24 protein-coding genes and 1 tRNA gene are annotated in these 25293 nt (G+C 67.0%); 15 read left to right on the top strand and 10 right to left on the bottom strand.

What is annotated here, in order from left to right:
• Positions 1-10 precede the first annotated feature (10 nt).
• The 6 genes from hpf to K307_RS27445 all read left to right on the top strand — a co-directional run bounded on the left by hpf (position 11) and on the right by K307_RS27445 (position 4578).
• Positions 11-361 (top strand): ribosome hibernation-promoting factor, HPF/YfiA family, encoded by a 351-nt coding sequence (gene hpf, locus K307_RS27470; protein ID WP_022533456.1) that lies wholly within the window; start codon positions 11-13, stop codon positions 359-361.
• Positions 362-786: 425 nt separating this feature from the next.
• Positions 787-1242 carry a PTS IIA-like nitrogen regulatory protein PtsN gene (gene ptsN / locus K307_RS27465; RefSeq protein WP_022533455.1) on the top strand — a complete coding sequence of 152 codons (456 nt, stop codon included), beginning with the start codon at positions 787-789 and terminating at the stop codon, positions 1240-1242.
• Between the two features lie 80 nt (positions 1243-1322).
• Positions 1323-2294 (top strand): HPr(Ser) kinase/phosphatase, encoded by a 972-nt coding sequence (hprK, locus tag K307_RS27460; RefSeq protein WP_012351664.1) that lies wholly within the window; start codon positions 1323-1325, stop codon positions 2292-2294.
• A 168-nt stretch (positions 2295-2462) separates the two neighbouring features.
• Positions 2463-2816, top strand: coding sequence for a PsiF family protein (locus K307_RS27455; protein WP_042883972.1), 354 nt, complete (start codon positions 2463-2465; stop codon positions 2814-2816).
• A 107-nt stretch (positions 2817-2923) separates the two neighbouring features.
• Positions 2924-3808, top strand: a complete 885-nt coding sequence (rapZ, locus tag K307_RS27450) for an RNase adapter RapZ (protein WP_022533453.1) — start codon at positions 2924-2926, stop codon at positions 3806-3808.
• Between the two features lie 101 nt (positions 3809-3909).
• Positions 3910-4578, top strand: coding sequence for an LON peptidase substrate-binding domain-containing protein (locus K307_RS27445; RefSeq protein ID WP_042887471.1), 669 nt, complete (start codon positions 3910-3912; stop codon positions 4576-4578).
• Between the two features lie 49 nt (positions 4579-4627).
• Here K307_RS27445 and mutY read toward each other — a convergent pair whose 3' ends face one another.
• The 3 genes from mutY to mutM form a co-directional block, all read right to left on the bottom strand.
• Positions 4628-5806: an A/G-specific adenine glycosylase gene (gene mutY / locus K307_RS27440; RefSeq protein WP_042883971.1), complete on the bottom strand. Its 1179-nt coding sequence runs from the start codon at positions 5804-5806 to the stop codon at positions 4628-4630.
• 179 nt (positions 5807-5985) lie between these two features.
• The gene (locus tag K307_RS27435) at positions 5986-7938 is read right to left on the bottom strand and encodes a dynamin family protein (RefSeq protein ID WP_042883970.1); all 1953 of its coding nucleotides are present in this window, start codon (positions 7936-7938) and stop codon (positions 5986-5988) included.
• Positions 7939-8209: 271 nt separating this feature from the next.
• The gene (gene mutM / locus K307_RS27430; RefSeq protein WP_042883969.1) at positions 8210-9076 is read right to left on the bottom strand and encodes a bifunctional DNA-formamidopyrimidine glycosylase/DNA-(apurinic or apyrimidinic site) lyase; all 867 of its coding nucleotides are present in this window, start codon (positions 9074-9076) and stop codon (positions 8210-8212) included.
• 141 nt (positions 9077-9217) lie between these two features.
• Between mutM and K307_RS27425 the strand changes: the two genes are divergently transcribed.
• From K307_RS27425 to K307_RS27390, 8 genes are all read left to right on the top strand, one after another.
• Complete coding sequence (locus tag K307_RS27425; RefSeq protein WP_042887470.1) at positions 9218-11197, top strand: tetratricopeptide repeat protein; 1980 nt, start codon at positions 9218-9220, stop codon at positions 11195-11197.
• 93 nt (positions 11198-11290) lie between these two features.
• Positions 11291-11902, top strand: coding sequence for a lipoprotein insertase outer membrane protein LolB (lolB, locus tag K307_RS27420; protein ID WP_042883968.1), 612 nt, complete (start codon positions 11291-11293; stop codon positions 11900-11902).
• Positions 11899-12777, top strand: coding sequence for a 4-(cytidine 5'-diphospho)-2-C-methyl-D-erythritol kinase (ispE, locus tag K307_RS27415; protein WP_042883967.1), 879 nt, complete (start codon positions 11899-11901; stop codon positions 12775-12777). Before lolB ends, ispE begins: the two co-directional genes overlap by 4 nt.
• A 59-nt stretch (positions 12778-12836) precedes the next feature.
• A tRNA-Gln gene (locus K307_RS27410) sits at positions 12837-12913 on the top strand.
• A gap of 94 nt (positions 12914-13007) precedes the next feature.
• Complete coding sequence (locus K307_RS27405; protein WP_042883966.1) at positions 13008-13961, top strand: ribose-phosphate pyrophosphokinase; 954 nt, start codon at positions 13008-13010, stop codon at positions 13959-13961.
• Positions 13962-14091: 130 nt separating this feature from the next.
• A complete protein-coding gene (locus K307_RS27400) occupies positions 14092-14715 on the top strand; it encodes a 50S ribosomal protein L25/general stress protein Ctc (RefSeq protein WP_042883965.1) in 624 nt (207 codons plus the stop codon).
• A 148-nt stretch (positions 14716-14863) separates the two neighbouring features.
• Positions 14864-15460, top strand: a complete 597-nt coding sequence (gene pth / locus K307_RS27395) for an aminoacyl-tRNA hydrolase (protein WP_042883964.1) — start codon at positions 14864-14866, stop codon at positions 15458-15460.
• A gap of 215 nt (positions 15461-15675) precedes the next feature.
• Complete coding sequence (locus K307_RS27390) at positions 15676-17520, top strand: PhoX family protein (RefSeq protein WP_042883963.1); 1845 nt, start codon at positions 15676-15678, stop codon at positions 17518-17520.
• Positions 17521-17620: 100 nt separating this feature from the next.
• On the opposite strand, the gene K307_RS27385 is transcribed toward K307_RS27390, so the two are convergent.
• From K307_RS27385 to K307_RS27365, 5 genes are all read right to left on the bottom strand, one after another.
• Positions 17621-17881, bottom strand: coding sequence for a YfhL family 4Fe-4S dicluster ferredoxin (locus K307_RS27385; protein ID WP_010814370.1), 261 nt, complete (start codon positions 17879-17881; stop codon positions 17621-17623).
• A 68-nt stretch (positions 17882-17949) separates the two neighbouring features.
• Positions 17950-18435 (bottom strand): pantetheine-phosphate adenylyltransferase, encoded by a 486-nt coding sequence (gene coaD, locus K307_RS27380; RefSeq protein WP_042883962.1) that lies wholly within the window; start codon positions 18433-18435, stop codon positions 17950-17952.
• 227 nt (positions 18436-18662) lie between these two features.
• Positions 18663-19349 carry a 16S rRNA (guanine(966)-N(2))-methyltransferase RsmD gene (gene rsmD, locus K307_RS27375; protein ID WP_196251624.1) on the bottom strand — a complete coding sequence of 229 codons (687 nt, stop codon included), beginning with the start codon at positions 19347-19349 and terminating at the stop codon, positions 18663-18665.
• 88 nt (positions 19350-19437) lie between these two features.
• Positions 19438-20829 carry a M16 family metallopeptidase gene (locus K307_RS27370; RefSeq protein WP_042883961.1) on the bottom strand — a complete coding sequence of 464 codons (1392 nt, stop codon included), beginning with the start codon at positions 20827-20829 and terminating at the stop codon, positions 19438-19440.
• Between the two features lie 9 nt (positions 20830-20838).
• Positions 20839-22386: a M16 family metallopeptidase gene (locus tag K307_RS27365; RefSeq protein ID WP_042883960.1), complete on the bottom strand. Its 1548-nt coding sequence runs from the start codon at positions 22384-22386 to the stop codon at positions 20839-20841.
• A 217-nt stretch (positions 22387-22603) separates the two neighbouring features.
• Between K307_RS27365 and ftsY the strand changes: the two genes are divergently transcribed.
• The gene (gene ftsY, locus K307_RS27360; protein WP_042883959.1) at positions 22604-23788 is read left to right on the top strand and encodes a signal recognition particle-docking protein FtsY; all 1185 of its coding nucleotides are present in this window, start codon (positions 22604-22606) and stop codon (positions 23786-23788) included.
• A gap of 73 nt (positions 23789-23861) precedes the next feature.
• Here the strand turns inward: ftsY and maiA are convergent, their stop codons facing one another.
• Positions 23862-24509, bottom strand: coding sequence for a maleylacetoacetate isomerase (gene maiA, locus K307_RS27355; RefSeq protein WP_042883958.1), 648 nt, complete (start codon positions 24507-24509; stop codon positions 23862-23864).
• Positions 24510-24513: 4 nt separating this feature from the next.
• Positions 24514-25215 (bottom strand): fumarylacetoacetate hydrolase family protein, encoded by a 702-nt coding sequence (locus K307_RS27350; protein WP_042883957.1) that lies wholly within the window; start codon positions 25213-25215, stop codon positions 24514-24516.
• Positions 25216-25293 lie beyond the last annotated feature (78 nt).

The raw sequence follows: 25293 nt of genomic DNA, 5'->3' as shown, positions 1-25293 counted from the left end.
GAGAAGCGCTATGAACTTCAAGATCAGTGGACACCACCTTGACATCACGCCGGCGTTGCGTGAGTACGTGGAAACGAAGCTGGAGAGAATCGTCAGGCATTTCGATCAAGTCATTGGCGTTAGCGTGCTGCTCTCTGTCGATAATCACAAGGAAAAGGACCGGCGCCAGTACGCGGAAATCAATCTACATCTCAGGGGCAAGGACATCTTTGTTGAAGCGCATCACGAAGACCTGTATGCGGCCATCGACGCACTCGTCGACAAGCTCGACCGTCAGGTGATCCGCTACAAGGACCGCGTGCAAAGCCACGACCGCGAGGCGGTCAAGTATCAGATGGCCGCAGCACAAATGCAGCAATGACCGTGCCCGGCGGCTCCTCAGCGAGCCGTCGAATCCGAGACTGAAAAGGCAAGCCGCGCTCAAACGCGGCTTTTTTGCGCCCTGGCGCGGGAAATGGGCGCAAAGCGGCCCTGGTTGTGGCGGCGGCGCAAACCCGTACCACCCGTTTGGGCGAAGGTGTTCGCAACGGGGACGGCAGGGTGTATGCTGCGCCATACATGGCAGACGGGCATTTTTGCATCCAACCCGGTGCGTGACCTTGTGTGGTTTTGCACCCGATTGCGGCGCTGCGCTGCACAATGGGGAGGAAGCCACTGCTCTATAATGGCCGGACGCCCGCGGGCGGCTGACGGCCGGCGTCGAATGACTTTGCAGCCGCCCGCAGCAGCCCCCTGCCCGGCGGAACGGCTGATCCGCCCCGCTAACTGAAATCCTGCGCATCGCCCATGAATCGTTTGGCCAAATTGCTGCCACCCGGCAACATCAACCTCGACGTCAGCGTCACAAGCAAGAAGCGTGTGTTCGAGCAGGCCGGGCTCCTCTTCGAGAACAACCATGGCGTGGCGCGCGCCACCGTGACGGACAACCTGTTCGCGCGCGAATCGCTGGGCTCCACCGGCCTGGGCGCCGGCGTGGCGATCCCGCATGGCCGCATCAAGGGCCTGAAGCAGCCGCTGGCCGCCTTCATGCGACTGGCCGAGCCGATCCCGTTCGAATCGCCCGACGGCAAGCCGGTGTCGCTGCTGATCTTCCTGCTGGTGCCCGAGCAGGCCACGCAGCAGCACCTGGAAATCCTTTCTGAAATCGCGCAACTGCTGTCGGACCGGGACATGCGCGAAGGGCTGGCAACCCTGCCCACGCCCGATGCCGTGCACCAGTTGCTGATTGCATGGCACCCCTGATCCACTGATCCCCCGAGCGGGCCGGCACCAGACCGGGCAGGCGCAAGACGCTTCGCACACCGCCACACAAGTCATACCGCATGGAACTCACCGGCGTCACCTCGCAGTCAATCTTCGACGACAACGCAGCCGACCTCAAACTCTCGTGGGTGGCCGGCCTGGAAGGGGCGGATCGCGCCTTCGACGTGGAATTCGCCCGCGAGGCCACCTCCGCCGCGGACCTGGTGGGCCACCTGAACCTGATCCACCCCAACCGCATCCAGGTGCTCGGCAAGCCCGAGATCACCTACTATCAGCGCCTGGACGACGAGACCCGCAAGCGCCAGATGGGCGAGCTGATCCTGCTCGAGCCGCCCTTCCTGGTGATCGCCGACGGCATGGAGCCGCCGCCCGACCTGGAACTGCGCTGCACGCGTTCGTCCACGCCGCTGTTCACCACGCCGGTGTCGTCGGCCGCGGTGATCGACCACCTGCGCCTGTACCTGTCGCGCATTTCCGCGCCGCGCGTGACCATGCACGGGGTGTTCCTCGACATCCTCGGCATGGGCGTGCTGATCATGGGTGAATCGGGCCTGGGCAAGAGCGAGCTCGGGCTGGAACTGATCTCGCGCGGCCACGGGCTGGTGGCCGACGATGCGGTCGACTTCGTGCGCCTGGGGCCGGACTTCATCGAGGGGCGCTGCCCGCCGCTGCTGCAGAACCTGCTGGAAGTGCGGGGCCTGGGCCTGCTCGATATCAAGACCATCTTCGGCGAGACCGCGGTGCGGCGGAAGATGAAGATCAAGCTGGTGGTGCAGCTGGTGCGGCGCAACGACGGCGAATTCGAGCGTCTGCCGCTCGATTCGCAATATCTCGACGTGCTCGGCCTGCCGATCCATATGGTCAAGATCCAAGTGGCGGCCGGCCGCAACCTTGCCGTGCTGGTCGAGGCCGCGGTGCGCAACACCATCCTGCGCCTGCGCGGCATCGACACGCTGCGCGACTTCATGGACCGCCAGCGCGCGGCAATGCAGGCCGACGCGGTTTCGCGCGGCCAGGGCCGGCTGCTCTGACCCTTTCGCACTGCGCTTTCAATTGCTTACAACGGCGGCAGGCGCCGCGTCAACGTGCTTGGGACGTCCTACGTTTTGTGCTGTAATGGGCATCGAGCCCATACACAGGCCGCCACGAGCCCCCATACCCGCGCGGCCATGATGTTTTCCACAGCCAGGAGAGCAAGCATGAAAAAACTGATCGCGATGTGCGCGCTGGTGACCCCGCTGATGGCGTCCATGGCCTTTGCCCAGACGGCGTCCGCACCGGCCGCTCCCGCCAAGGAAGCCAAGGAAGCCAAGGAAGCCAAGGAAGCCAAGGCCCCGACCGCGCAGCAGGAAAAGATGAAGGCCTGCAACACCCAGGCCGCCGACAAGAAGGGCGACGAGCGCAAGGCGTTCATGAAGGAATGCCTGTCGGCCAAGTCGGCCGTGCCCAAGACCCAGCAGGAAAAGATGGCGGCCTGCAGCAAGGAGGGCAAGGGCAAGAAGGGCGACGAATACAAGGCGTACATGAAGGAATGCCTGTCCAAGTCGGCCTGACCAATGTCCAACTGACGCACAATGAATGGCGAACCGCGAGGCTCGCCATTTTTGCTTGCGGCGACTGTCATGACGCGGCCATCACCTGATGCTATGCTTCACTTGCTATGCGCATCATTCTCATCACCGGCATTTCCGGTTCCGGCAAGTCCGTCGCCCTGAACGTCCTCGAAGATGCAGGCTATTACTGCGTCGACAACCTGCCGGCGCAGTTCATCCCGGAACTGACCCGCTACCTCGCCAGCCAGGGCTATACGCACCTGGGCGTGGCCACCGACATCCGCAGCCGCGAATCGCTCGACGAGCTGCCCGACACCGTGCGCGCGCTCGCGCCCGAGCACCAGGTCGAGGTGGTGTTCCTGACGGCGAGCACCGACGCGCTGGTGCAACGCTACTCCGAGACGCGCCGCCGCCATCCGCTGTCGATCCGCACCGAAGGCACGCCCGGCCCGGGCGGCGAGCCCGCCCTCAACGATACCGCGCTGATGGAAGCGATCGAAATGGAGCGCGAGTTGCTGAGCCCGCTGGCCGAGGCCGCGCACCGGATCGACACCAGCAATGTGCGCACCAATACGCTGCGCAGCTGGATCAAGGAACTGATCCGCGACGACAGCGAGCGGCTGACGCTGCTGTTCGAGTCCTTCGGCTTCAAGCACGGCGTGCCCAGCGATGCGGACATGGTGTTCGACGTGCGCTCGCTGCCCAACCCCTACTACGACCTGGCGTTGCGCCCGCTGACCGGGCGCGACAAGCCGGTGATCGACTTCCTGCAGGGGCAGCCGATGGTGCTGGCGATGGCCGAGGATATCCGCGCCTATGTGGAAAAGTGGCTGCCGAGTTTCATTGCCGACAACCGCAGCTACCTGACCGTGGCGATCGGCTGCACCGGCGGCCAGCATCGCTCGGTCTATATTGCGGAAAGGCTCGCCAACTATTTCCGGGCACATGGTAATGTGCTGGTGAGACACCGAGAGCTCGCGCCGGCGGGCTGACGCAAACCGTGCCTGCCTGCCTGCGGGCGTTGGCGCGCAGCGTCTGCCTGGCGGCGCGCCACTGCTGCCTGAACAGCTTCCCCAACGCAAGCTGGCACCGCATGTCTTCGACCGATCTCTACCGTCATACCGCGCCCGCAGGGTCCGACGACCCACCGCAGACGCTCGACAACCTGCCGCTGTTCCCGTTGCACACCGTGCTGTTTCCCGGTGGGCGGCTGCCGCTGCGCGTGTTCGAGGCGCGCTATGTCGACATGGTGCGCAACTGCCTGCGCGACAGCACGCCCTTTGGCGTATGCCTGATCGAAAGCGGCGAAGAGGTGGCGCGCCCCGACCAGCCCACCGTGCCGGAGCCGATCGGCTGCCTCGCCGAGATCGTCGACTGCAACATGGAGCAACTGGGCGTGCTGCTGATCCGCGCGCGCGGGCGCGAACGCTTCCGCATCATCCGCCACGAGACGCGCGACGACGGCCTGTTGGTGGCGCGCGCCGCAGTGCTGCCCGCCGACATCATCGACTGCAAGCTGGAACTCCTGGGCGAATGCCTGGATGCGCTGCGGCGCATCGTGACCCGGCTGCATGCCGAGCAGCCCGACCGCCTGCCCTTTGACGAGCCCTACCTGTGGGACGACCCGAGCTGGGTCGCCAACCGGCTGTGCGAACTGCTGCCGGTGCCGCTCAAGGCCAAGCAGATGCTGATGGCATTGCCCGATGCGGGCATGCGCATCCAGATCGTGCACCGGTATATGCGCCAGAACCACATGGTTTAGGCGCGGTTCCTCGCCGCACCTGGTTCCTCGCCGCACCTCCCAGCAACGTTCAGAACAGCCCGCCGCGCGCCTGGCCTTCCAGCAGCCTGCGCACCGGCGCGGGCGTACCCAGCGCATCGAGATCGTCGAGCGAGATCCAGCGTTGCGCGGCTTCCGCGGCGCTGTCCTGCACCATCAGGTTGCCGGGGTCGGTGCTGACATCGATCCGGATCGCACGGATCAGCAGGCGGAAATGCGTGAACACGTGGGTCAGCTCGCCGGTCAGCGTGGCACGCGCCGGCTTGCCGAAGGCGCGCGCATAGTCGAGCGCCGCCTCTTCCGCGGCTTCGGCATCGAACGGCAGGGTGTCGACCGGCATCTCCGGCAGGCTCCACAGGCCGCCCCACACGCCACTGTCCGGGCGCAGGCGCAGCAGCACTTCACGCTCGCGCCGCACCAGCAGCATCACGGTGCTGCGCTCGGGGATGGCCGCGCGCGGCTTGGGCGTGGGCAGCACGGCGGTAAGGCCGTCGCGGCGCGCCACGCAATCGGTGGACAGCGGGCACGCGCCGGCATCGGCCAGGCATGCGGGCTTGCCACGCGAGCATACGGTTGCACCCAGGTCCATCAGGCCCTGCGTGTAGGCGATCATGTCCTCGGCCTGGCGCGGACCCGGCGCCGGCAGCGCGGCCTCGGCCAGCTGCCACATGCGCGTTTCCACCGCGCGCTCTCCCGGATGGCCGTGGATGCCGAAGAAGCGCGCGAACACACGCTTGACGTTGCCGTCCAGGATCGGCGAGCGCACGCCGGCGCTGAACGCGGCGATCGCCGCTGCGGTGGAGCGGCCGATGCCGGGCAGCGTCGCCAGCACCGCCGGGTCGGTCGGGAACTCGCCACCATGATCGTTGGCCACCTGCATCGCGCACCGGTGCAGGTTGCGCGCACGCGAGTAGTAGCCCAGCCCCGCCCACAGCGCCATCACCTGGTCGGCCGGCGCCGCGGCCAGCGCCTGTACCGTTGGCAGTTGCGAGATAAAGCGCTGGAAGTAGTCGATCACCGCGCTGACCTGCGTCTGCTGCAGCATGATCTCCGACAGCCAGATGCGGTATGGGTCGCGCGTGTTCTGCCACGGCAGGTCGTGCCGGCCATGCATGCGCTGCCAGGCGACTACGCGCGCGCCGAAATCGGGGGGGACGTGGATGTCGTCAGGGATGGCCGGGGCGATGCGGGGGACGGGCTTGCGGGGCATTGGGTAAAGCTGGTGTAGAACTGGGACGGGCCACCGGTTTTTGCGTCACCACTTGGGTGCTCCCTCTCCCGCAAGCGGGAGAGGGAGCAAACCGGCGCGTCGTACGGAAGTCTTCAGCAATCTGAGGCACCGCCAAGTGCGGCACCACATGATATACCGCCCGGCGACTGCGCCCCGCGTTATGCCACCGCCCGTTCCGCGCCGGCGGGATTGGCCGTCGGCCGCAGCAGCCGCTGCGCGAAGTTCTCGATATGCCCGCTGCGCTCGTCCAGGCCGTTGAGCACTTCTTCGAGCTGGGCGATGCGGCTTTCCAGCGTGTCGGTGGCTTCGTGGATGCGCTCGATCGAATCGACACGGCGGCGCAGCTGCTTCTGGTGCTCGCGCACCTGCGCTTCCAGCGGCGTCATCACCGACTTGAGCCACACCTCGATATCGCGATTGAGGTCGCGGAAGTTCTCCAGCACGCGGCTGGCCATGGTGCTGAACGCGTTCTGCACCAGCTGCGGCCGCGAGCGCGTCAGCATGCTGACCGTGCCGAAATGCGCATGCACCAGCCGCAGCGTTTCCTGCAGCTCGGCCACGTAGCGCTCGGCGGTGAACTGCATCGGCGCCGGCAGCGTGAACCCGTGCTCGGCATTGAAGCGCCGGTACATGCTTTCGATCAGCTGGTGCAGCTGCCCGATCTTGTTGTCGGCATCGGTCACCAGCGCGGTCAGTTGCGCGAACAGCGCGTCCATGTCCTCGCGCAGGCCGCGCGAGAAGAAACGCTCTTTCATCTGCTCGCGCGCGGTGCGCATGGTGTGGCGCACGTCGCGCAACTGCAGGCTCTTGATGATGTCGGCGCTGTGGCGCCCGAACACCAGCCGCAGCGCCTGGAACTTGCTGATGCTCTGCTCGAACTCTTCCTTCTCGCCCTGCACGCGCATCAGCATGTGCTTGACCATTGCGTGGTTCTTGCCGCGCAGGCCACGCAGCTCGAACAACTGCTCGACGATATCGCGGCGGCGGCTCTGCAAGAGCTGCTGCGCGGCGCGCGCCATGTCCTGTACCAGCCTGTGCGCCTGGTCCGAGACGATCTCGCGCCGGCGCGGGATCAGCTGGTCGGACAGCACGTGCTCGAACTCGGGCAGGCCGCTGCGCGCGAGCAGTGCGTCGTCATGCGTAACCTTGGCCACCAGGCCCTTCTGCGCCGAGACCGGATAAACGCGTGACTGCTCGATGCCCAGCACCTGCCCGGTGGTGGAGACCTGGCGCGCGATTTCCTGCGCGATCTCGGCGGGCTGGCGCAGCGGGTCCCACAGCCCGTCGATCTTGTTGAGCACCGCCAGGCAGCCGCGCCGGTGGCCGGCACCGACATGGCTGCGCCATAGCTCCAGGTCGCTCTTGGTGACGCCGGCGTCCGCGGCCAGCACGAACACCACCACGTGCGCGTCCGGAATCAGCCGCAGCGTCAGCTCGGGCTCGGTGCCGATCGCATTCAGGCCCGGCGTGTCGAGGATCACCAGGCCCTGGCGCAGCAGCGGGTGCGGGAAATTGATGACGGCGTGGCGCCAGCGCGAGATCTCGACCATGCCTTCGGCATCGACCGCATAGGCGGCGTCGGGATCGTTCTCGTGGTACAGGCCGAGCGCCTCGGCCTGCTGCGGTGGCACGCGCACGGTCTGCACCACATGCTGGAAGGCCGCCAGCATGCCTTCGGGCGAGGACGGGTCGAGCGGCACCGAATGCCAGTGCGCGGCCGAGGTGCCGGCCTCGAGGAAGTCCGCGGTCGAGGCTTCCTGCAGGCGCGTCTCGATCGGCAGCAGCCGGATGCACGGCGGCTCGGCCTCGTCGTAGCGCAACTCAGTCGGGCACATGGTGGTGCGCCCCGCCGACGACGGCAGGATGCGGCGCCCGTAGTCGGCAAAGAAGATGGCGTTGATCAGCTCGCTCTTGCCGCGCGAGAACTCGGCAATAAAGGCGACCTTGAGGCGATCGCTGCGCAGCACGTTCTGGATGCGCTGCACGCGGTCATCGGCCTGTGCGTCGTACAGGTCGTGCTGCTGCAGCCAGGACTGGAATTCGGCCAGTGACTGGAGGACCCCCGTTCTCCAGGCGCCGTATTGTTCGAATTGGTGGGCGAGCGTTGTCATGGAGCTGTTTGGCTGACTCGGTATCTACCTCGGGGCAGGCCACCGGGTGGCGCGCCCGTGTTCACGCAATGCCGGCCGCCGCCGTGAATCTTTCAGACGGTTGGGCCATTTTTGTAACTTTTTATGACTGCGCACACGATACAGGTTTCCACGGCGGTTTTGTGGAATTCACGCCCCTTGTGCGTTCCGCGGACGAGGAGTGTTGCGCCGAGCCATCGACAATCCGCGGCGGCGCGCATTGTGCGCCACACAGCGCATGTCGCGCGGTAGCTCAGTGCTGGCAGTTCGGGCAGTAGAAAGTCGAGCGCTGGCCCTGCACGATCTGGCGCACCGGCGTGTTGCAGACCCGGCACGGCTGGCCGGCGCGGTCGTAGACAAAACAATCGAGCTGGAAGTAGCCGCTGGCGCCGTCGCTGCCGACAAAGTCGCGCAGCGTGCTGCCGCCGCGCTCGATCGCCTGCGCCAGCGTTTCGCGCACGGCCTGCGCGAGGCGGTCGCAACGCGCGCGGCTCAGGCGCCCGGCCGGCGTGGTCGGGCGGATGCCGGCGTGGAACAGGCTTTCCGATGCATAGATGTTGCCCACGCCCACCACGATGCCGCCCGCCAGCAGCACGGTCTTGATCGCGGCGCTGCGCCCGCGCGTATGGCGGTGCAGCCAGGCACCGTCGAAGGCGGCATCGAAGGGCTCGATGCCGAGCGTGCGCAGCAGCGGGTGTTGCTGTAGTTGGGCCTCGGGCAGCGTGGTCCACAGGATCGCGCCGAAGCGGCGCGGATCGCGAAAGCGCAGCACCACCGGGCCGGGCCCGGCGCCAGGCTCGGCCGCGAGCAGCAGGTCCAGGTGATCGTGCGTGCCGGGCGGCGGCGCATCGGGCAGCACCCGCAGCGTGCCGGTCATGCCCAGATGCACCAGCAGCCAGCCGGCGGCTGCTTCCCCATCGGCGCTGACGCATTCGAGCAGCAGGTACTTGCCGCGGCGCTCGATCCGGCGCACCACGCGCTGCGCCAGCCGGCTTTCCAGTTCCGGATCGACCGGCCAGCGCAGGCCGCGGTGGCGTACCGTCACCGCGGCAATGCGCCGGCCCACCACATGCGGCAGCAGGCCGCGCCGGGTCACCTCGACCTCGGGCAATTCAGGCATCGAACCTCTCCGTTGGTTACCGCTCCAAACTCCTGCCGGCCCCGCGTGCGCAAGCCCGCGGGCGCCGAGCAGCGCATTGTAGCGGCAGGCTACAATGCCCTTATCCAATCCTTCGCCAGCGTGCGCCGGAGCACTCAATACATGTCGGACCTTATTCCGGACCAGATGCCGGACACCACGTCGCATCCCCTCACTGAGCACGTCGGGCACGCCAGGCACGCCGCGGGTAATCCACTGGCCGCAGCCATAGGCGCCGTTTCCCGCACAGCGCGGGCCGCTAGCGCACTCGCCGCGTTCCGGCAAAGTCACTGCCGCCATGTGCGTGCGCTAGCCGCCTCGGCACTGCTCGCCGTGGCCGCGGGCGCGGCCCATGCCGCACCGCCTGCCGGTGCCCCGCTGCCCAGGCTGCAACTGGCCGCCGCCGAGGGCGACCGCGCCGCTGCCGCCAAGGCGGCGCGCAGTGCGCTGCCGTCTGTCGAGCTGACCGACGACATCGTCTATATGGTGCTCGCCGCCGAGATTTCCATCCAACGCGGCCTGGTCGGCCCGGCCTACCGCACCTACCTGGAACTGGCGCGGCAGACACGCGACCCGCGCTTCGCGCAGCGCGCCACCGAGATCGCCTTCAACGCGCGCGTCCCGCAGCAGGCGCTGGACGCTGCGCGGCTGTGGCGCGAAATCTCGCCGAACTCGCCCGCCGCCACCCAGGTCCTGTCGACACTGCTGGTGCTCAACGGACGCTGGGACGATGCCCGGCCGCTGCTGCAGCAGCAACTGGCTTCGGCGCCGGCCACCCATCGCGGCGAGGCCATCCTGCAACTGCAGCAGCAGCTGTCGCGCACCAGCGATCCCGCCGGCGCCGCCACGCTGCTGCAGGAGCTGACCAGGAACGATACGCGCCTGCCCGAGGCCCAACTCGCGCTGGCGCGCGCCAAGGAAGTCGCCGGCGACGTGCCGGGCTCGCTTGCCGCGCTGGACCAGGCGCTGAAGCTGCGGCCCGGCTATGAAGCCGCCGCACTGATGGCCGCGGAGCTGCGCGCCGAGAAGGAGCCCGACGAAGCCGTCGCCGTCCTCAAGCGCTTCCTCGACAAGTCGCCCGACTCGGTCAACGGCCATATCACGCTGGCGCGGCTGTACCTGCTGCGCAATGACATGCAGGCGGCCCGGCAGGAGTTCGAGACGCTGCGCAAGGTGGCACCGGCAGACCCGCGCGTGCCGCTGGCGCTGGGCCTGACCAGCCTGCAGGCCAGGAACTACAGCGAGGCCGAGCAGTACCTGAAGGAATACCTGCAACTGGTCGAGAAGCAGCCCACCGCCAACCCGGACATCGCCTATCAGTACCTGGCGCAGATCGCCGAGGAACGGAAGGACTATGCCGGCGCGATCCAGTGGCTGGACCGCATCGAGGACATCCGGCTGGCGCCCGCGGCGACCGCCAAGCGTGCGCAGCTGCTCGCACGCATGGGCAAGCTCGACGACGCGCAGGCGCTCTTCGGCGAAATGCTTTCCGACGCCGAAGACATCCCCGATCCCGGCCAGCGTTCGCAGCGCATGATCGCCATCCGCCAGGCCGAGGTCGCCACGCTGATCGAGACCAAGGCCTACGACCGCGCCCGCAGGGTGCTGGACGAACGCGTCGCGGCCGAGCCCGAGAACGCCGACTGGATCTACGAGCTGGCCATGCTCGACGAGCGCCAGAAGCGCTACGACAGCATGGAAAAAGGCCTGCGCAAAGTCATCGCGCTGCTGCCCGAGCAGAAGCAAGGCTACAACGCGCTGGGCTACTCGCTGGCCGACCGCAACGAGCGGCTGCCCGAGGCGCTCAAGCTGCTGGAGCGCGCCTCCGAACTGGGCCCGGACGATCCGTACATCATGGACAGCTTGGCCTGGGTCAAATTCCGCATGGGCGACCTGCGCCCCGCGGCGGACCTGCTGCGCAACGCCTACGCCAAGGCGCCCGAAGCCGAAATCGGCGCGCACCTGGGCGAGGTGCTGTGGCAGCTCGGCGAGCACGACGAAGCGCGCAAGACCTGGACCGAGGCCGTGCGCATCGATCCGGAGAACGAGACCCTGATCGATACGCTGCGCCGCTACAAGTTCAACGTGCAGACGTCCAAGTAACCCCGTGCGCCGCGGCCTCCGCCGAGGTCCGCGGCGCCGGACTCCTGTCCGCCGGCGGCAGCCGCAGCGCGCCGCCGCTTCCCGACCTTGCCCATGAACCGAACCCGACGCCTGGCACTGCTTTGCCTTGGCGCCCCCCTGCTGCTGCAGGCTTGCGCCAGCGTGGCGCCGTCGCGCAGCTTCGATGCCGATGGAACCGCCGCGAGCCAGCAATACACCGGCCGCTTCTCCGCCAACTACGTGCGCTACGGGCGCGACGAAGGCGTGCAGGGCAGCTTCCGCTGGGAGGAGCAGGGCCGCAACGTGCGCCTGGACCTGGTCTCCCCGCTCGGCCAGACGCTGGCCGTGGTCACCGCCACGCCGTCCGGCGCCACGCTCGACCTGCCCAACCAGCCGCCACGCAATGCGCCCGAGGTCGACACGCTGATGGAAGAGGCGCTTGGCTTCGCACTGCCGGTGGCAGGCATGCGCGACTGGCTGCATGGCCGCGCCGCCCAGGGCTCGCCCGCGCGCACCACGCGCGACGAGCAGGGACGTCTCGCGACGCTCGCGCAGAACGGCTGGACCGTGCGCTATGTCGCGTGGCAGGACACCCCCGCGCCCGACGCGGCGACCCGCCCGGTGCCGCGCCGCATCGACCTGGCGCGCGATTCCGCCGCCAATCCGCTGTCGGTACGCCTGGTGATCGATCCGCAAACGCCATGACCCGAACCGCTGCCCTGCCCCCGCCGGAGCTGCGCGACTGCCCGGCGCCGGCCAAGCTCAACCTGTTCCTGCATGTGACCGGCCGCCGCCCTGACGGCTATCACACGCTGCAGACCGTGTTCCAGCTGGTCGACTGGTGCGACACGCTGCATTTCCGCCGGCGCGACGACGGCGTCATCGCGCGTGTCACCGACGTGCCCGGCGTGCCGGCCGACACCGACCTGGTGGTGCGCGCCGCGCGCGCCTTGCAGGCGGCCAGCGGCACCGCCTTCGGCGCCGATATCGCCATCGACAAGGTGCTGCCCATGGGCGGCGGCATCGGCGGCGGATCGTCCGATGCGGCCACCACGCTGCTGGCGCTGAACCACCTGTGGGGGCTCGGCCTTTCGCGTGCCGAATTGATGCGCATCGGCCTGACGCTGGGGGCCGATGTGCCTGTGTTCGTGCTCGGGCAGAACGCGTTTGCCGAAGGCGTTGGCGAGCAACTGACGCCGGTCGATTTGCCCGACAGCTGGTTCGTCGTCATCCACCCGAAACAACACGTGCCGACCTCTGAAATTTTTTCGGACAGGTGCTTGACAAGGGATACGCCCCTCTCCATAATTGCGGTCTTCGCTGCTCGCACAAACAAATTCGATTTCGGTCGCAACGACCTGGAACCGATAGCAACAGCGAAGTTCGGCGAAGTCGCCCGAGCCCTTGCATGGCTGAAGCAACACAATCAGCATGCCAGGATGACCGGTTCCGGAGCCTGCGTGTTTGCGCGTTTTCCCGACGCAACAACAGCGCAACAGGTTCTGGAAAGGTTGCCTCCCGAGTGGGATGGCAGGTGTGTGCGCAGTCTGGCACGTCACCCGCTCGCAGCGCTCGCATAGCAAGTTATCGTTCGGCGCGGTACGGTAGTCTGGTACCACGAAGAACGGCCCGGTTGTGTAGGGGAGTCGCCAAGTTGGTCAAGGCACCGGATTTTGATTCCGGCATTCGAAGGTTCGAATCCTTCTTCCCCTGCCATTACATTCCTATAGTGTCCTTACGGACCCTCTGTATCAGTCACCGGTTTTGCCGGTGACGCCAAGCTCCCCCAGCAGCAAGACAGGTGCCCCGAATGAGCAGCGAAGGCTTGATGGTATTTACCGGCAACGCCAACCCCAAACTCGCGGAGGCTGTCGTACAGCACCTCGGCATTCCGCTGGGCAAGGCGCTCGTTGGCCGTTTCTCCGACGGCGAAGTCCAGGTCGACATCCAGGAAAATGTTCGCGGCAAGCACGTCATCGTGCTGCAGTCCACCTGCGCGCCGACCAACGACAACCTGATGGAACTGATGGTGATGGTCGACGCGCTCAAGCGCGCCTCGGCACGCAGCATCACCGCCGCCATGCCCTACTTTGGCTATGCCCGCCAGGACCGCCGCCCGCGTTCGGCGCGCGTGGCGATCTCGGCCAAGGTCGTGGCCAACATGCTGGAAGTCGCCGGCGTCGAGCGCGTGCTGACGATGGACCTGCACGCCGACCAGATCCAGGGCTTCTTCGATATCCCCGTCGACAACATCTACGCTTCGCCGGTACTGCTGGGCGACCTGCGCGAGAAGAACTACGGTGACCTGCTGGTGGTGTCGCCGGACGTCGGCGGCGTGGTCCGTGCCCGCGCGCTGGCCAAGGAACTGAACTGCGACCTGGCGATCATCGACAAGCGTCGTCCCAAGGCCAACGTGGCCGAGGTGATGAACATCATCGGTGAAGTCGAGGGCCGCAACTGCGTGATCATGGACGACATGATCGACACCGGCGGCACGCTGTGCAAGGCCGCTCAGGTGCTGAAGGAGCGTGGTGCGCTGAAGGTGTTCGCCTACTGCACGCACCCCGTGCTGTCCGGCGGCGCGGCAGCCCGTATCGCCGAGTCGGCGCTGGACGAAGTGGTGGTGTGCGACACCATCCCGCTGTCCGAGGAAGCCGCCAAGTGCACCAAGATCCGCCAGCTCTCGACCGCCCCGCTGCTGGCCGAGACCTTTACCCGTATCGTCAAGGGCGACTCGATCATGTCGCTGTTCGCGGGTTCCTGATAAAGTTTCTGGCTTTACTGCGTTGATCGCCAAGTCTTTGGCGGTCAACGTGGCTTGATCGGCGCATCTCTGTCTTTGCGCCGCAACGAGGCTGTCTGGTCGCGGACGGCCTTCTTACTTTGGAGTCATCATGAAAGTAGTCGCTTTCGAGCGTAGCGTACAGGGAACGGGTGCGAGCCGCCGCCTGCGCAATTCGGGCAAGACCCCCGGCATCATCTACGGCGGCGCCGCCGAACCGAAGATGATCGAACTGGATCACAACGCGCTGTGGCACGCCCTGAAGAAGGAAGCGTTCCACTCGTCGATCCTGGAACTGGAAGTCGCTGGCAAGTCGGAACAGGCCCTGCTGCGCGCATTCCAGATGCACCCGTTCAAGCCGCTGGTGCTGCACGTCGATTTCCAGCGCGTGTCGGCCAACGACAAGATCCACGTCAAGGTGCCCCTGCACTTCATGAACCAGGAAACCGCTCCTGGCGTGAAGCTGGGCCACGGCCTGGTCAACCACATCGTGAACGACCTGGAAGTGTCGTGCCTGCCGGCCGACCTGCCTGAGTTCATCGAAGTGGACGTCGGCACCATGGAGCTGGGCCAGACCCTGCACCTGAGCGACGTGAAGCTGCCGAAGGGCCTGACCGTCATCACCCACGGTGACGACAACCCCGCCATCGCCAGCATCTCGCTGCCGGCTGGCGCCGCTTCGGCCGCCGAAGGCGCTGCCGAAGGCGAAGGCGAAGGCGAAACGCCGGCTGCCTAAGCTGTCGTTGCGCCGTGGCGGCCCTGGCCGCACGCAGCCAAAAGCCGCCGGCCCTGCCGGCGGTTTTTTTTGGCGTATGCTTGGCGCCTGCACGCGGCACGGCATTGTTGCACGCAGTAGCCGCCGCCACCCAACCCGTTCAACACGCATGATCAAGCTCATCGTCGGCCTCGGCAATCCCGGTGCGGAGTACGAGGCCACCCGACACAACGCCGGCTTCTGGCTGGTGGACCAGCTCGCCCGCATGGGCGGCGCCACGCTGCGCGTGGAAGGCCGCTTCCACGGCCTGGCCGCGCGCGCGCGGCTGTGGGACCAGGACATCTGGCTGCTCAAGCCGTCGACCTTCATGAACCGCTCCGGGCTGGCCGTGGTGTCGCTGGCGCGCTTCTACAAGATCCTGCCTGACGAGATCGTGGTGGCGCACGACGAGCTGGACCTGCCCGCCGGCACCGTGAAACTCAAGCGCGGCGGCGGCGCGGGCGGCCACAACGGGCTCAAGGACATCTCGGCCCACCTGACCACTCAGGACTACTGGCGCCTGCGCCTGGGCGTGGGCCATCCGCGCAACGCGCCCGGCAGTGCCGGCGCCGGCCGCGAGGACGTGGTCAACTTCGTGCTCAAGCCGCCACGGCGTGAGGAGCAGGAAGCGATCGAGGCGGCCATCGACCGCAGCATCGACCCGCTCGGGTTGCTGGCGCGCGGCGATGCCGAGCGCGCGATGGCGCAGCTGCATAGCGCGCGCTAGCGCGAGTCGCGCGCAGGCACACTCCTGCGACAACAGCATGAAAACAGGCCGCAAAAGCGGCCTTTTTCCATTGTTGTCGCATTCCGACCAAAACTCTGCTAGTGCAGACATCCAGTCATCAAAGTTACACAGGCGGCACCTACATTGCGGGCTTCCCACCGCGCAGGCATCCCATGATGACTTGCGCGCATGACAAACCCACAGGAGGAAAGCCCATGTCGTACCTGACCGACGAAGCGCGTGCCGCCAGCCGCGCCGCCAAGCCCGACGTTGACGTGCCCGGCCGGATGCTCGAAGACATCGTCGCCGCCAACCCGGCGCGCCGCCGGGTGCTCCGCGGCGGCCTTGGCCTGTCGCTGGTCTCGGCCTTCGGCAGCGGCCTGCTGGCTGCCTGCGGCGGCAGTGACGATCCCGCCTCGGCTCCTGCCCCCGCCCCCGGGCCGGCGCCCACCGGCCCGGTCACCCCGAGCTACGAAGTCACCTTCGAGCCGGTCGCCAAGTCCACCGCCGATGCCGTGGTGGTGCCCAACGGCTACAGCGTCGACGTGCTGTTCTCCGCCGGCGATCCGGTGGAAGCCGGCGCCACCGGCTATGCCGGCGCCTTCCAGTCGTCCGCCGAGACCGAGCGCCAGGCCGGCGGCAACCACGACGGCATGCACTTCTTCGCGCTGCCGGGCGTCGATCCGCAGAAGGGCGGCCTGCTCGCCATCAACCACGAGCTGCCGGACTACAACATCCTGTTCCCGACCGCCTACGACGCCGCCACTGCCAGCCCGGAGCACAAGCGCATCGCGCTGTCGGCCGTCGGCATCTCGGTGATCGAGGTCGAACTGGCCGCCAGCGGCAAGTGGCAGGTCAAGCGCGACTCGATCTACAACAAGCGCTACACCGGCAACACGCTGTACCGCGTGGGTGGCCCGGCTGCGTCGGTGGTGGGTTCGACCGTGGTCGGCATGCTCAACAACTGCTCGAGCGGCTACACGCCGTGGGGTACCTACCTGACCTGCGAAGAAAGCACGGACAACTACATCGACCCGACCCAGGCCGACAACGGCTACGGCTGGGTGGTGGAAGTCGATCCGTACGGCACGCTTGGCGCGCCGGCCAAGCGCACCGCGATGGGCCGCTTCGACCATGAGAACGTCGCCTTCCTGAACGACACCAGCAACAACGTCGCGTTCTACATGGGCGACGACGGCACGCCGGGCTGCATCTACAAGTTCGTGCCGAGCAAGGCCTTCGATCCGAACAGCCGCGCCGCCAATGCCAACCTGCTCGACAGCGGCACGCTCTACGTTGCCAAATTCAACGCCGACGGCAGCGGCCAGTGGATCGAGCTGACGCAGGGCAAGAACGGCCTGACCGTCGGCGCTTCGGATCCGGGCAACTGGACCCAGTCGGCGGTTTCGCCGGCGCCGACCACGGTCGACTTCACCAGCCAGGCCGACGTGCTGGTCAACACCAAGGCCGCAGCGCGCGTGGCCGGCGGCACGCTGATGGACCGTCCCGAGTGGATCACGGCCGCACCGGACAAGACGCTCTACTGCACGCTGACCAACAACAGCGGCCGCCAGCAGACCGACGCCGCCAACCCGCGCAAGAACAACCTGCACGGGCATATCGTCAAGTGGAACGAAGCCGGCAATTCGCCGCTGGCCACCACCTTCACGTGGGGCATCCTGCTGCAGGCCGGCGACCCGTCGCTGGCCACCGACAACCTGAAGGGCAATATCAACGGCGACACCTTCTCCAGCCCGGACGGCCTGCGCGTCGACCCGAAGGGCCGCCTGTGGGTGCAGACCGACTCCAGCACCAGCAGCAGCTACACCGCCACGTTCGGCAACAACAGCATGTACTACATCTCGCCGACGGGTCAGTCCAAGCGTTTCCTCGTCGGCCCGACCGGCTGCGAAATCACCGGCATCGCCTACACGCCGGACCTGACCACCTGCTTCATCAATATCCAGCACCCCACCGGCAAGTGGCCGGACGCGGCCAAGCCGCCGCGCTCGTCCACCATCGTGGTGCGCCGTACCGACGGCAAGCCGATGGGTGCCTGACCGCGCAGTGTCGTAAGTAGCAAGTAGTAAAGGGGAAAAGTTAAACCCCCGTCACCTTGCGGTGGCGGGGGTTTTTTTTTGCCTTTGCCGAGGGAAACGTTCAGGCCGCGTGTTTGGCAGCCGTCAGCAGCCGGTAACGCTGCATCAGCACCTCATGCGTCTCGACCCTGTTCGGATCCTTGGGGATGCAGGCCACCGGGCAGACCTGCTGGCATTGCGGCTCGTCGAAGTGCCCGACGCACTCGGTGCACTTGTTGGGGTCGATTTCATAGATCTCGGGCCCCATCGAAATGGCTTCGTTCGGGCACTCGGGTTCACAAACGTCGCAGTTGATGCAGTCGTCGGTGATCATCAGCGCCATGGTGTTTCCTTCCTGCGGACACGCCCGCGCCCGACTGGCCGCGAATCGACGTATCTGAAACTGTTATTTTATGCCGGTTTGCCGATTTTCTCTTGCAGCCAGCGTTCCACCGACGGGAACACGAACTTGCTGACGTCGCCACCCAGCACCGCGATCTCGCGCACGAAGGTGCCGGAGATGAACTGGTACTGGTCGGACGGGGTCAGGAACATGGTTTCCACGTCGGGCAGCAGGTAGCGGTTCATGCCCGCCATCTGGAACTCGTACTCGAAGTCGGACACCGCGCGCAGGCCGCGCACGATCACGCGCGCATTGTTCTTGCGCACAAAGTCCTTGAGCAGGCCGGAAAAACCCTCGACGCGCACATTGGGATAGTGCCCGAGCACTTCACGGGCGATGGCGATGCGCTCTTCGAGCGCAAAGAACGGGCGCTTGTTGGGGCTCTGCGCCACGCCGACCACCAGTTCGTCGAAGATATTCGACGCACGGCGGACCAGATCCTCGTGTCCCCGGGTCATTGGATCGAACGTGCCGGGATAGACCGCGATGACCATACTTCCTCCTTGATCTGCCCGCTGCCGGCCGTATGTGGGCCGCCTCGTTCGCCGGCCGGACCGGCGTGGGTACTGCGTCGCGAGCGTTGTGACAGCGGCGTAGTGTAACCCTAAATGCGCCACTTGGAAGGCCCCTGGCGCTCCCCTTTGCTGCAGCGCACCGTAACCGGGCGCCCTGCTTCAGGGCATGGGGGGCCTTAGTGGAGCCTTAGTGGACTCTTGGAGCCTCATGCGGCGCCGTTGCCAGGACTGCGGTGCTGGAGCAGGTGAAAATGCACCGCACCGGCGCGCGCGTGCCGCACGATCTCAAGCGACGCAGGCACCGGCGCATCGGCGCCGGTCAGCGCATGGTCGGTTTCGACATAGACCGCACCACCCGGGCGCGACAGCCGCGCCGCATGTTCCAGCGCCGGGCCGATCCAGTCCTCGGCAAAGGGAGGGTCCAGGAAGATCACGTCGAAGCTGGCATCGGGCATCTGCGCCGCCACGGCAAAGGCATCGCCCTGCACCACGCGCACCGCGCAGGCGTCGAGCCGGTACTGGTTGTCGCGCAGTTGCTTGGCCACGCGCGCGTTGGACTCCACCAGCGTGACCGCGGCCGCGCCACGCGACGCAGCCTCAAAGCCGAGTGCGCCCGAGCCTGCGAACAGGTCCAGGCATTCCATACCGGTGAGGTCCTGGCCAAGCCAGTTGAAGAGCGTCTCGCGCACGCGGTCGGGCGTCGGGCGCAGGCCCTGGGCGTCGGGCACGGGCAGCAAGGTGCGCTTCCAGCGCCCGCCGATGATGCGAACCTGAGATGGCGCCTGGCGGGGTGCCGGGCGCGGGGCCGGGGATGCAGTGGGCCGCCCGCCGGTGGCGGGGGTAGCGGTTCGCCCGCCAGGGGCGGGCGATGGCAATCGGGAGCGCGAATTCATCCCGTGATTGTAGAGCCTGCGGACCGTTCTGCCGCACGCTCGGGCGTGCGGCGGCGCATCGACAAGCCGGCCCGATGCGGCGTGGCCGTCACTGCTTGGCTGTGGTGGCCGGCGCGGTCACCGGGCCGCCGACGATCACCGTGGCCATGCCGTCCGGGCGCACATGGCGCTGGAAGGCCGCCCTGACCTGCTCGCGCGTGACCTTGCCCACTTGCGCGGTCCACGTGTCCAGGTAGTCCAGCGGAAGCCCGTACCAGCCGATATTGGCCACGTTGGTCAGCAGCTTGCGGTTGTTGTCGATGCGCAGCGGGAAGCCGTTGACCAGGTTGTCCTTGGCCGCGCGCAGCTCCTTCTCGGTCGGGCCCTCCGCCACGAAGCGCGCCAGCACCTGGCGCACCAGCGCCAGCGCCTCGTCGGTCTGTGCCTTCTTGGTCTGCAGGCTGATGCCGAACGGGCCGGGCTGCTTGGACGGCGCGAAATAGCTGTCGACGCCGTAGGTCAGGCCGCGCTTCTCGCGCACCTCGTCGGTCAGGCGCGAGCTGAAGCCGCCGCCGCCGAGCACGTAGTTGCCCACCAGCAGCGCGAAATAGTCGGGATCGCCGCGTGCGATCGAGGGCTGTCCGATGACCACGCTCGACTGCTGCGCCGGGTGCGGCAAGCGCTGCTCGGTGGCGGGGATGTTCAGCTTGACTTGCGGCATCGCCGGCGCGGCAGTGCCCTGCGGCAGCCCGCGCGTAAGCAGCTCGGCGATGGCCTCGGCCTGCTTGCGATCGACCGCGCCGATCAGCGTGACCACCGCGCGCTGCGCGTTGTAGTTGTCGCGCCAGAACTTGACGATGTCGTCGCGCTTGATCGACGCCACGCTGTCCGGCGTCGCGGCCACGCCATAGGGATGGTCGGGATACATGGCCTTGGCCAGCGCCTTGTCGGCAATCACGCCCGGCTTGGTGTCGGCTTCGCGGATGGCGGTGATCAGGCGCTGCTTCTCGCGGCCGACCACAGCGTCCGGGTAGGTCGGCGCCTTGATCAGCTGCGCGGCCAGCGCCACAGACTGGTCCAGCTCCGGCTGCGCGGTCAGCGTGCGCAGGCCGATGCCGCCGCGGTCGCCGCCGGCCGCACCGCCAAATGCGGCCCCCGTATCGGCAAAACCGTCGGCGACCTGCGCTTCGTCGCGTGCCGGCTGGCCGTCCTGCGCGGCCGCGCCCTTGTCGAGCAGCGCGGCGCTCAGCGTGGCCAGCCCGGCCTTGCCCGGCGGGTCATAGCGGCTGCCGGCGTCGAAGTCGATATTGATGTCGAGCATCGGAATCGACGGGCTGTGCACGAAGAACACCTTCGCGCCAGTGGATGCGGTCCAGTGCTCGATCGGGATGGCGGCCTGCGCCAGTTGCGCGGCCAGCAGCACGGCGGCGCCGAGCGCGGCGCCGGCCAGTTTGCGCAGCGCGCGCTGCGGGGTAGCAAATGCGGTGACGAATTGAGACATCGCCTTTCCTCAGTGGCGCAGGCCCGACGGGGCCTGGGTCTTGGGCTTGTTCGGGTCGATCGGCTGCGGCACCAGCGTGGCCACGGTCAGGTTGTCGTCGTTGAAGTACTTGGCGGCGACGGCCTGCACCTGGGCCGGCGTGACGGCCTTGACCTTGTCGAGCATGCGGTCGATCTGGCGCCAGGAGATATCGGAGATCTCGGAAACGCCGATCTCCATGCCCTGCCCAAACACCGAATCCCGCTTGTAGATCTGGCCGGCCACCACCTGCGCCTTGACGCGCTTGAGCTCTTCAGGCGAGACACCTTCCTTGGCGATTCGCTGGATCTCGGCGCGCAGCGCACGCTCGATCTCGTCGGTGTTGTGGCCCGCGGCCGGTGTGCCGTCGAGCACGAACAGCGACTCGCCGCGGTTGATGCTGTCGTAGCCGACATTGACGTCGTCGGCCAGGCGCTGCTCGCGCACCAGCTCGCGCGTCAGGCGCGCGTTGTCATAGCCGTTGAGCACGGCCGACAGCACCTCCAGCGCGTAGGGATCGACGTCCTTCTCGACATCGCGCAGGCGCGGCACCTTGTAGGCCATCACCATGTACTGGTTCTCGGCCGGCGCCTTGACCCAGATGCGCTTGATGCCCTTCTGCTCCGGCTCTTCCTGGTCCTTGCGCAGCGGCAGCGTGCGCGGCTTGAGCTTGCCGTAGTAGCGCTCGGCCAGCGCGCGCACTTCCTCGGCCTTGACGTCGCCGGTGACGATCACCAGCGCGTTATTAGGCACGTACCAGTGGCGGTACCAGTCCTTGACGTCGTCCACGCGCATATTGACCAGGTCGTCCATCCAGCCGATCACGGGGTGGCGGTAGCCGGCGGCGGTATAGACGGTGGCCAACAGTTGCTCATAGACGTTGCCGCGCGCGGAGTCGTCGGTGCGCAGGCGGCGTTCTTCCATCACCACCTTCATCTCGCGCTCGAACTCGTCCTTCCTGATAATGAGGTTGGCCATGCGGTCGGCCTCCAGCTCCATCATCCTGGGCAGGTACTGCTTGCCGATCTGCTGGTAATACATGGTGAAGTCGCGGTTGGTCATGGCGTTCTCGCGCCCGCCCAGTGCGGCGACCTGCTTGGAGAACTCGCCTACGCCGACCTTGGGCGTGCCCTTGAACATCATGTGCTCGAGCATGTGCGCCACACCCGTGGTGCCGCTCACCTCATCGACGCCGCCCACGCGGTACCAGATCTGGTGCGCCACCGTGGGCGCGCGGTGATCTTCCTTGACGATCAGCCGCAGGCCGTTGGAGAGCCGGTACTCGGTGGTGCCCTGCGCGGTTGCACCGACCGGCGCCGTCTGTGCCCCCGGCATCGGCGAGCCGACCACGTCCTGTGCCCCGGCCGGCATCGACCAGGGCAGCAAGGCCAGCAGCAACGTGGGAATGACACGCCGCGCAAGACGCGCGGCGCTGGCGGGAAGTGATTGGCGTGGGGCGGAGGGTGGTTGTGAGAGGCGTTGGATGCGCGTTTGGGCGCCTTCGGTGCCCGCGGCGGTCAGGACAGCGCAATGGTTCATGCGACCCCGTCTGCTAGAATTTTGCCGATCGATCCATGTGTGCATGCGTGCGCCCACGGATCTGCCATGTAGCGAACTATACGCAATCGCCGGCCGGGACCACAACGGTTTCTCCCCAGCCATCGCGAGGCTTGCGTAAGCCCTTGATTATTAACCGGTCGCCAGCTGGCATTGGCTGCTGCCAGCGGTATCGGCCCCGGTATTGACCCCATTCCCAATGTTTAGTTTCTGGAAGAAGCGCAAGGCCGAGCCCGCGCCCGTCGAGGCGCCCGCGCCGGCCCCTGCTGCGGCGCCTGCACCCGTCCCCACTCCGACACCGGCCCCCGCACCCACGCCGGTTCCGGTGCCGACCCCGGTTCCCGCTCAGGTGCCACCGCCTGCCCCGGCGCCTGTGGCTGCGCCGGTTCCCGCTCCTGTTCCCGCGCCGGCAGGCTTTACGTCGCCGCAGGCACCGGCCGCGGAAGCGCTCGAACTGGTCCCGCCGCCCGCTCCTACCGCGGAGGCCAGGCAAGGCTGGATGCACCGCCTGCGCACCGGCCTGTCCAAGACCAGCCGCAACATCGGCACCCTGTTCGTCGGCGTCAAGGTCGACGAGGCGTTGTTCGAGGAGCTGGAAACCGCGCTGCTGATGGCGGATGCCGGCGTCGAAGCCACCGAATACCTGCTGGGCGAACTGCGCAAGCGCGTCAAGGCCGAGCGCATCGAGTCGGCCGAAGGCGTCAAGGCCGCGCTGCGCGACCTGCTGACGCAGCTGCTGCGCCCGCTGGAAAAGACCATGGCGCTGGGCCGCGAGCAACCGCTGGTGATGATGATCGCGGGTGTCAACGGCGCCGGCAAGACCACCAGCATCGGCAAGCTGTGCAAGCACTTCCAGCGCTATGACCAGAAGGTGTTGCTGGCCGCGGGCGACACCTTCCGCGCCGCCGCGCGCGAGCAGCTGACGATCTGGGGCGAGCGCAACAACGTCACCGTGGTGGCGCAGGAAAGCGGCGACCCGGCCGCGGTGATCTTTGACGCCGTCAACGCCGCCAAGGCGCGCGGCATCGACATCGTGATGGCCGATACCGCCGGCCGCCTGCCGACGCAGCTGCACCTGATGGAAGAGCTGAAGAAGGTCAAGCGCGTGATCAGCAAGTCCATGCCGAGCGCGCCGCATGAGGTGCTGCTGGTGATCGACGCCAATACCGGCCAGAACGCCCTGCAGCAAACCCGCGCCTTTGACGATGCGCTGGGCCTGACCGGGCTGATCGTGACCAAGCTCGACGGCACCGCCAAGGGCGGCATCCTGGCGGCAATCGCGCGCCAGCGCCCGGTGCCGGTCTACTTCATCGGCGTGGGCGAGAAGGTGGAAGACCTGCAGCCGTTCAAGGCGGATGAGTTTGCCGAGGCGCTGTTGGGATAATCCTCGCGCACTCGCAGAAAGCAAAACGCCCCGGCCAGTGCCGGGGCGTTTTGCATTGCAGTCCTGCGAATGCCTATTCCGCGTCGGGCTGCGACTTCGGCTCCGCCTTCTGGAACGCTGGCAGTTCCATGCAGGCCTCGTAGATCTTCGCGATCGCCGGGTAGCGGCTCACGTCGATATTGAAGCGCTGCGCGTTGAACACCTGTGGCGCCAGGCAGATGTCGGCCAGCGTGGGCGTGTCGCCAAAGCAGAAGCGTCCCGCCTTGCCGCCGCGCTCCAGGTTGGCCTGCAGCGACGCAAAGCCCAGCTCGATCCAGTGGCGATACCACGCGTCCTTGATCTCGTCGCTCGCACCCACGGTGTGCTTCAGGTACTTCAGCACGCGCAGGTTGTTCAGCGGGTGGATCTCGCACGCGATCTCGTGCGCCAAGCCGCGCACGTAGGCGCGGTCCAGCGCCGTGCCAGGCAGCAGCTTGGGCTCGGGATGGACTTCGTCCAGGTACTCGACGATCGCCAGCGATTGCTGCAGCACGTGGTCCCCGTCGACCAGCGCCGGCACCAGGCCGTCCGGATTGACCGCGCGGAACTCCGGCTTGAGCTGCTGGCCGCCCGCCTTGAGCAGGTGCACCGGCACGTACTCATACGGCAGGCCCTTCAGCTCCAGCGCGATGCGCACGCGGAACGAGGCCGAGCTGCGGAAGTAGCTGTAAAGCTTGAGCATCGGATCAGACTACCTTGATGGTGAGATCGCCCACGCCGCCGACGTGGCATTGCATGACATCGCCCTTGACCACCGGGCCGACGCCTTCGGGCGTGCCGCTGTAGATCAGGTCGCCCGGCTGCAGCTCGAACAGCTTGGACAGGTACGACACCATCTCCGGCACCGACCAGATCAGGTCGGACAGGTCGCCGCGCTGCTTCTCGACGCCATTGACCGACAGCGTGACCTCGCCCTTCTCCGGATGGCCGATGGCCGAGACGGGCACGATCGGGCCGATCGGCGCGGACTGGTCGAAGGCCTTGCCGGTCTCCCAGGGGCGGCCGGTCTTCTTCGATTCGTTCTGCAGGTCGCGGCGGGTCATGTCCAGGCCCACGGCGTAGCCAAAGACGTACTCGGCAGCCTTCTCCACCGGGATGTCGCGGCCGCCCTTGCCAATGGCGACCACCATTTCCACTTCGTAGTGGCAGTTGCCAGTGCCCGGCGGATATGGGAAGGTGCCTTCGGTGCCATCGGCGACGTAGCTGACCGCGTCGGACGGCTTGCAGAAGAAGAACGGCGGTTCGCGGTCGGGGTCGGAGCCCATTTCGCGGGCATGGGCGGCATAGTTGCGGCCGACGCAGTACACGCGCCGGACCGGGAAGCTAGCGTTGCTGCCACGCACCGGCACGCCAACGGGAGCCGGCGGGGCGAACACGAATTCGGTCATGCATCTCTCCAGATTTTTTCTGATCAGTACTGCGTCGCGGGTTGCAGGGTGCAGCATTGCGGCGTCGCCAGCAGACGC

It is taken from the genome of Cupriavidus necator A5-1, assembly GCF_000744095.1.
GTDB classification, from domain to species: Bacteria; Pseudomonadota; Gammaproteobacteria; order Burkholderiales; family Burkholderiaceae; genus Cupriavidus; species Cupriavidus necator_A.
Note: the sequence above shows the minus strand (reverse complement) of the source record. Positions and strands in the feature narration are given on the sequence as shown.